Source organism: Paenibacillus sp. GXUN7292 (assembly GCF_050864975.1).
Classification (GTDB): Bacteria; Bacillota; Bacilli; order Paenibacillales; family Paenibacillaceae; genus Pristimantibacillus.
On record NZ_JBOZWO010000022.1, the window covers coordinates 99,824 to 106,812 of the forward strand.

Below are 6,989 nucleotides of genomic sequence, written 5' to 3' on the forward strand. Positions count from 1 at the left end.
CATTTATACGCAACTAGTAAAAGATTGTACTAAGCGAATGTCCCCGCCGCTATTAATTCCACTTTTATCCCTATAGTGCAAATGCAATAGGATTAACGCCCAGAAAAAAACCTTCTTTCGTGTACGAATATATCTCTCCTATTGAAAGAAGGGAACTTGGCCTTTTCATACTAGAATTACATCTCTTTTATATTGGAAATGTCAGAAATACTGCTTAAAGCAACCACATACACAACATCACGAGTAGACAATACGACTATGCCCTCATTCAGCCCGATTACGGCTGCGCTTAATACATCCTTTAGCTGTTCAGCCAAAGTATTGAAGTCGATTCTGGATTTGCCCACTAGTGGCTTTAATACACTTATCATTCCCCCTGCTTCGTTTTCGTCTGTTTTATCAGATTGATCATTATTGCTGTTGCTGCTAATGAGTTTGCTGTCGTAATCCTCTGAAAACAGCTCTATCCCGGCAATTAGATGAATAGGTATATAGCGTTCTTGCCCGTTACTTGCAAAATTTAATATATATTTATCAGCAGATAGTATTCTTGCATTAGAATATTTACTGTTTGAATAGTCTAAAGTGTGCAGCTCTTTAATCGTATTATTTTTCAACTGATTAAGCATGTTTTGCATCGATTCTGCATTGTTGTGGCAGTGGCAGCCATTATTGTATTCATCCGAGCATCTGTCTGGATGCTTATGCGGCCCTGGCGGCTTTGGTTTCAGACCATGAGGCTTCGGTGGTCCCGGCGGCTTATGCGGAGGCCCGGGCGGTCCCGGCGGTCCTGGAGGCCCGGGTGGTCCCGGCGGCCCTGGAGGTCCAGGAGGTCCCGGCGGTCCTTGTTTCCCAGCTGGTCCTAATGGTCCCAATGGACCTGACGGTCCCGATGGCCCTGATGGTCCTGACGGACCTCTTTTTCCCCTTGAGCCTTTGGAGCCTTTTGGTCCCTTAGCGCCTTTTGAACCCTTGTGGCCTTTTGAGCCTTTTGTGCCTTTTGAGCCCTTGCCTCCCCGTTTGCAAATCATTTTTTTACATCCATGCTTTTTACGTCTTTTTAGACATAATCGTTTTTTTCTTTTTTTGCCTGACATTTTTTTCTTTATCCGCTTATGCTTAGAGCAGGTGCATGGCTGACTGCCTTTGCAGAGAATGCAAATGTTTTCTAAGCTGCTAAGCTGTTTTGGGGTAAGCTGCTTCTTCCTTACTTTAATCGAGCTGGATTTGCTCACTCCCTTTACTACCCGAAAAATTTTCACTCGAATTTTCCTTGCTTTAGAATGAACATAAACTTTTTTTCGCGTAACGATGACGTAGCCCTCCTTTCACCTATTTGAAACTAACATAGGAAATTTAACTACTAGGATATTTGCATTATTAGTATATGAATCTATAAAAATGACTGCTCTAGTTAATTCGCACATTTTCAACAGGTATAAGCGCATAATTTTCAAATAAAAGAGTGGGTTTTATCCTTGACCATTACAAGAAACGAGACAAATACATACAGTAGAAATAGCTATTCCTGTCATTCGCCCTGTCGCACTCCATAAAATAAAAACCTAAATAGCATAAAAGATTGACTGACAAATCATCGATTATCATAAGAACTGCAAGCAATAGAAAAAAGCCCATAAGTGTTTCGTCATTGGGCTTTTTCGTGTATTAAATGGTTATCATAGGCCATACTAATACATCGAGTTTTTGCGTATAGGTATGTATGGGGGGATCGGTGAATGCAATTTGCGGTGCGAGCTGGGTTAAAGCTGAATTTTGTTGTATGCTCGGCTGCACCTGTTGCAGCGGCCATGGCAGATGATGGAGATCGATCGCCATCACCTGATTTTTCATGTAATACATGCGATATCTTTCTGTGAGCCAGTAGGTTAAAGTTCCTGCTTCCGCATAAAAAATTTGATTGTCGGGTAAATATGCAGCTTCAAAAATAGCACTGTGACTCTGGCTTTGACGGTCTATACGTTCACTTTTAAAATAGCATTCCGACTGTAGCGTTTTGTTTAATATAATATTAGCATGCATATAAGGAAGCCCTGCCAGCCTCGCACCTTGAACAGCGGCAATGCTAGAAGCATCAAGACTAAAAAAGTAAACGCCGGCAATGCCTTTATATCGTACATAAGTACGAATATTCAGTTCACGAAAGGTATGAAGAAATGGCAGCCTGGGAATATAACGCAGCCGCAAATTACTGACACGGAACGAAGCAGCGCTTATCCATGCTGCCCCTTCCCATACATCAAGCTCAAGCTGCTCCGGCACTATTGCTTGGAGCTGCTTTATGTCGACTGGCCAATGCACAAACAGCAGATCATTCCAGGTTTGCTTCATTCCCCATTTACGTTCTGGAAGCGCAAATGGACGATGATTAACTTTATGGAGCAGTCTCTGTACCATTTATGCGCCTCCTTAAAGTGTAGATGTCTATTGCTCCTCCAGACGATTAACCGCTACCGTTTGTGTATTAAGCGGATTGGTGCCTACTTGCACCGTTGCCATTTCATTAGCCATATCTACACTCTCTATCCAAACGGAATGCTCGCCGTCAAGCTTAACAGGCACAGTATCCTTCATTTCCAAAATCGTTTTTGCTCGTTCAGCCTTCATGCTATAACCTCCCTTCTTTCGCTTAATGTAAAGCAAATCATGCTTTTTTATGCATTTTATACAACAAAAAACCTATGCATTTGCTGCATAGGCGGTTTCAAGCATTCGTTTATGAAAATTGCCAAAGCCCGCTATCGGCTCACGAACCATATTGGACCAAAACATGCCACATATATTTTAATTCCTGAAGCACTTCCTCATAGCTTCCGCGATCTTTCCATAACTCGGGATGCCGCTTCAAATTATTGACTGCAGCACCAATAACACTAGCATCAATATGGCTTTCCTGCGCTATGCGTTTAGCCAAGGAGGGCATTGCAGGCCCTCTGAAATCCTCAGGCACTTGCTCTGTATGCAGAACAAATCCCATATGCCAACGTAGTTCAATACAATATTTTAAACATAATTGCTCTAGAATATCTCCTATGTAAGTCCCCTTAAAAGAAGGATCGGCTACAAGCACTTCTACATCTTCCTTAAGAAGAACATCTCCGTGTACTTGCGCTTCTATATAATGATTAAGATTTCGATTCGGCTTGCGCTTTGAAGGATCGGGTCTGGGCTGATCAAGATGATGCAGCATATGCTCGATTAATCTTTTTGGAGTAAGCTCCTTTTCACCAATCGCTTCATTTCGTAAAAATGCATCTTTAAACAACGATGCTAATATATCGTTAAACTCTGCATACGTGCCTTTTTCTATCGGATCTTGATGAGAATCCAAATACGTATATGTACAGCGTGAGGAAACTTCTGGTGCAAGCAGAAAGTAACATGAACCAAAACGAGGGGCAGGACCATCCGGGTGCAGCATAAGATCAAGCGCTCCATATTTCGGACGCTCGCTATTTGTTACGCCAACTAATTGATAGGAGCCGCCAAACAGCTTTTTCTCCCATAGATCCCGCATGCCGCCTGGATATGCGGATACACTGCCGTTAGAAACAAAAGTTTCAAATTGGCTTTTATACAAGCCCTGCTCCAGCATTTCCTCAGCTACACGCTTCATGTTCGCAATGGGACGATCAGGGTGAAAGTGCAGTGCTACCCTGGCGTTTGAAAATAATTTCGCCGAAGCTGCCTCCAAGGTGCTCCAAGGAATGTTCGACATATGCATGATTTCGTAAAGCGACTGCTGCGCTTCTATTTTTCTGCTCCTGGCATATTCAGTAATATAGTCCACAGCTAATCGCTGCGCATTCGATAACCTGGTCCTATCAAACATTTATATCGCCCCCATCCAGTCATGCTGCAAAATTCATTTTGAATAGAATATCATGATCTTCATGCTAATTCTATATGATTTTGACCGGAAGCCAACCTTCCAGAAGTGCTCCTCCGTCAGATAGGTTGCTTGCACCGAGCTCTCCCCCATGCCGCCTAACAATCGTTTGTGAAATCGTTAAACCTAAACCGCTGCCTCCAGTTGACCGGCTTCTTGAGGCTTCTCCACGGTACAGAGGTTCAAAAGCATGCTTTATTTCCTCTGCAGAGAAGCCCGGTCCCGTATCCTGTATTTTAAACCTTATTTTATTGCCGTCAGCAAAACATGCCACAACAATTTTACCCTCAGATGGCGTATGCCTGACTGCATTATCCAAAAGATTACTTATAGCCCGCTCTAATAAATGAGCATCGCCATTAAGAATACAGTCACCCGCAAATTGTTTCATTATAGAAATATGTTTTTGTCGAGCCTGAGGGTTCAAGCTGTATATTGATGTTTGGAGTATAGCTATAAGATCAACCGTATTATTGCTAAGTTTCCCTTCCATATAATCCAGCTTTGTAAATGTAAAAAGCTCCTCTACCAGCCGGTCCAATTGTGTCGATTTTTCCTTACACACAGCCAAATACTTTGCTATTTTCTCTGGTGTTTGGGCAATCCCTTGCTGCAAGCCATCCAAATAGCCCCGCAAAGCGAACAAAGGTGTCCGCAAATCATGTGCGACTGCAGCAATGACGAATCTGCGTTCCTCTTCCAATACAATTTGTTTGCGATTTGACTGTTTAAGCCCTTTGACCATCAATTCAAATCCATCACGAACGTGTGCAACCTCTTTTATTCCCGACAAAGGCAGCTGCGCATCCCAATCGCCTGCTGCAATCTGCCTGGCGGCAAGGCTCATTTTCTCGAGAGGCTTTAGAAGATGCCTGCGCATGACAATGCCTATAATAACGAATGCCAGCACTAATCCGGCAAGTGCCGCGATCATTTGAAACATGTTCGACTTCGGAAAATAAATAATAACCTTTCCGAGTAACCGTCCATCCTCAATGACCGAAAACTTTTCAGTTGACAGAAAGGCGCTGCGCTGCCCAGGGCTGGACCGATAAATTTCTTCATTTGAATCAGTTAAAATAATGGCATCCAGCTTCGTATTATGCAAAAGAGCTTGTAATTGATTTTGCCAATTGGAATCCGTCCATTTATCCGTGTTCATTTCGATCAATTGAGCAATTCTGTACAAATCCTTTTGCAAGCTTTCATTTTGCAGCTCGCTATTGGAAATGCTAAATGTTTTTGTTTCCATAACATGAGCTGTTACAAAGAAGAACCACGGCATTAAAAGGATGAAAAAAAAGCATAGCAAAGTAAACGTACGGATGCGGATAGGCTTCATTTTATCCTCCCTCAAAACGATAACCAACGCCCCATACGTTGACCAGGTATTGCGGATCATTCGGATCGCATTCAACTTTCTCGCGAAGCCGGCTAAGATGCACCCTTATCGTATGCTTATCGCCAACCCCGTCCCAAAATTTCGCCAGTAATTGCTCATAAGTAAAAACATGTCTTGGATGCTCGGCAAACAAGCGAAGCAGTTCATATTCCTTCGGTGTGAGAACTACGTTTTTCCCATCCACTGCCACTTCTCGTGCTGACAGATTGAGCTTCATGCGCCCATAATCCAAAATAGTTTCATTCCGTTGCTGTTCAGAGGCGGTGCGCCGCAATACAGCTTTTACCCTTGCGATGATTTCGCCGGGCGATGCCGATTTTACGATATAATCATCGCCGCCGAGAGTCAGCCCACGAATCTTGTCCACATCATCGCTGCGCGCGCTCAAAAACAGTATAGGTACGTTGCTTTCCTTCCGGATTTGGCGGCATAAATCAAAGCCATTTTGCCCCGGCATCATAATGTCGAGAATAATGCAATGAACGGTCCTTTGTTGGAACAAGCCCCATGCTTCAACAGTGTCACCAGCCGTGATGACTTGAAAGTTATCATTTTCGAAAAAATCCCTTAAAAGCTCCACGATGCTTTGATCATCGTCTACGACAAGTATTGTATGAAGTGCACTCACGATTATCCCACCTTTTCAACCTAGTTTAGCATTTTTTTTAAGGGAACAAGCGAAGCTGCTTAATTTGTGATACATTGTTTATTGTTTTGTGATTATTTCACAGCTTCATTTGAGAGATTCATTTGTTATGATGCTAGAGACAAGAGAGTGTCGATCAGAACGGGGGGGGGTTATTAATTGCAGAAGCGAAAAACACTATACGCGCTATTGGGCGCAATCTGCTTTATATTTATTGTTTATGCACTCGTAAAAAACTATTGGATTGATCCCGAAGCATATGAATTTTTAAGCAATAAATCTGGACTTAAGCGCGAGTTTAATGTCCCCGTGTGGCTAAATATCATGTATGTTCATGTTGCCTTTGCATGTATAGCCATGGCATCAGGACTGCTCAACTTTTCTACACGCCTTTTTCAGAAAAGCCGCCAGCTCCATCGTTTTAATGGGTATATTTATATCGTATCCGTCCTTTTAGTAGTACTGACTTCCGGATATATGGCGCCTTATGCGACCGGGGGAAAAATAAGCAGTATCGGATTTAATTTGCTAAATATCGCATGGCCGCTAATTACAGTCACAGCGCTCATCCATATCAAAAAGAAAAGAATCACCCAGCATCGGAACTGGATGATTCGCAGCTATGTCTTTTGCTTTACAAATATGTTCATTCATCTTATTACATTTGTTTTTCACAAAGGTTTAGGCTTCATTTACTCTGACAGCTATACCATTGGCATTTACGGTGCCATCGCGCTGTTATTGGTCATTTCTGAGGTTATTGTCAGAAGGATAAGTCGAGGCGGATTTTGAACATAGTGCTGCACAATGGAATCAATTTCCTCTATGCGCCTTAGAAAAGCGCTATCTGGGTGCTTGTCCGTCTTACGGAAGCTGGTGATTCATTGTGGAGAGGCAACAAGACGGTACTGCGATCAAGTTTGGGAGGGGCCGCAATTTTTTATTTCTAACGGTTGCCACAAACGCTATTCAGACTAAAATTACGAATTAATTTTTCTAACGGTTGCTATCGCGCTTAAAACAGAAAAATG

The 6,989-nt window shown here is 42.7% G+C and carries 7 protein-coding genes; 1 reads left to right on the forward strand and 6 read right to left on the reverse strand.

Going from position 1 to position 6,989, the window contains the following annotated elements; translation table 11 throughout:
• Window positions 1-176 precede the first annotated feature (176 nt).
• The 6 genes from ACRRU2_RS17945 to ACRRU2_RS17970 all read right to left on the reverse strand — a co-directional run bounded on the left by ACRRU2_RS17945 (window position 177) and on the right by ACRRU2_RS17970 (window position 5,940).
• Window positions 177-1,031 carry a hypothetical protein gene (locus ACRRU2_RS17945; RefSeq protein ID WP_432503729.1) on the reverse strand — a complete coding sequence of 285 codons (855 nt, stop codon included), beginning with the start codon at window positions 1,029-1,031 and terminating at the stop codon, window positions 177-179.
• A 637-nt stretch (window positions 1,032-1,668) separates the two neighbouring features.
• Window positions 1,669-2,418 carry a YqjF family protein gene (locus ACRRU2_RS17950; RefSeq protein WP_432503731.1) on the reverse strand — a complete coding sequence of 250 codons (750 nt, stop codon included), beginning with the start codon at window positions 2,416-2,418 and terminating at the stop codon, window positions 1,669-1,671.
• 27 nt (window positions 2,419-2,445) lie between these two features.
• On the reverse strand, window positions 2,446-2,628 hold the full coding sequence (locus tag ACRRU2_RS17955; protein ID WP_331702526.1) for an H-type small acid-soluble spore protein: 183 nt from the start codon (window positions 2,626-2,628) through the stop codon (window positions 2,446-2,448).
• A 139-nt stretch (window positions 2,629-2,767) separates the two neighbouring features.
• Window positions 2,768-3,853 carry a DUF3626 domain-containing protein gene (locus ACRRU2_RS17960; RefSeq protein WP_432503733.1) on the reverse strand — a complete coding sequence of 362 codons (1,086 nt, stop codon included), beginning with the start codon at window positions 3,851-3,853 and terminating at the stop codon, window positions 2,768-2,770.
• A 70-nt stretch (window positions 3,854-3,923) separates the two neighbouring features.
• Window positions 3,924-5,252 carry a sensor histidine kinase gene (locus ACRRU2_RS17965; RefSeq protein WP_432503735.1) on the reverse strand — a complete coding sequence of 443 codons (1,329 nt, stop codon included), beginning with the start codon at window positions 5,250-5,252 and terminating at the stop codon, window positions 3,924-3,926.
• A gap of 1 nt (window position 5,253) precedes the next feature.
• Window positions 5,254-5,940, reverse strand: coding sequence for a response regulator transcription factor (locus ACRRU2_RS17970; protein WP_432503737.1), 687 nt, complete (start codon window positions 5,938-5,940; stop codon window positions 5,254-5,256).
• A gap of 177 nt (window positions 5,941-6,117) precedes the next feature.
• Here ACRRU2_RS17970 and ACRRU2_RS17975 point away from each other — a divergent pair, with 177 nt between their 5' ends.
• A complete protein-coding gene (locus ACRRU2_RS17975; protein WP_432503739.1) occupies window positions 6,118-6,750 on the forward strand; it encodes a DUF2306 domain-containing protein in 633 nt (210 codons plus the stop codon).
• Window positions 6,751-6,989: the final 239 nt, after the last annotated feature.

Coding starts and splice junctions, on each gene's coding strand:
- ACRRU2_RS17950 (WP_432503731.1), bottom strand. CDS start 2,418: ATGGTACAGAGACTGCTCCATAAAGTTAATCATCGTCCATTTGCGCTT.
- ACRRU2_RS17955 (WP_331702526.1), bottom strand. CDS start 2,628: ATGAAGGCTGAACGAGCAAAAACGATTTTGGAAATGAAGGATACTGTG.
- ACRRU2_RS17965 (WP_432503735.1), bottom strand. CDS start 5,252: ATGAAGCCTATCCGCATCCGTACGTTTACTTTGCTATGCTTTTTTTTC.
- ACRRU2_RS17945 (WP_432503729.1), bottom strand. CDS start 1,031: ATGATTTGCAAACGGGGAGGCAAGGGCTCAAAAGGCACAAAAGGCTCA.
- ACRRU2_RS17960 (WP_432503733.1), bottom strand. CDS start 3,853: ATGTTTGATAGGACCAGGTTATCGAATGCGCAGCGATTAGCTGTGGAC.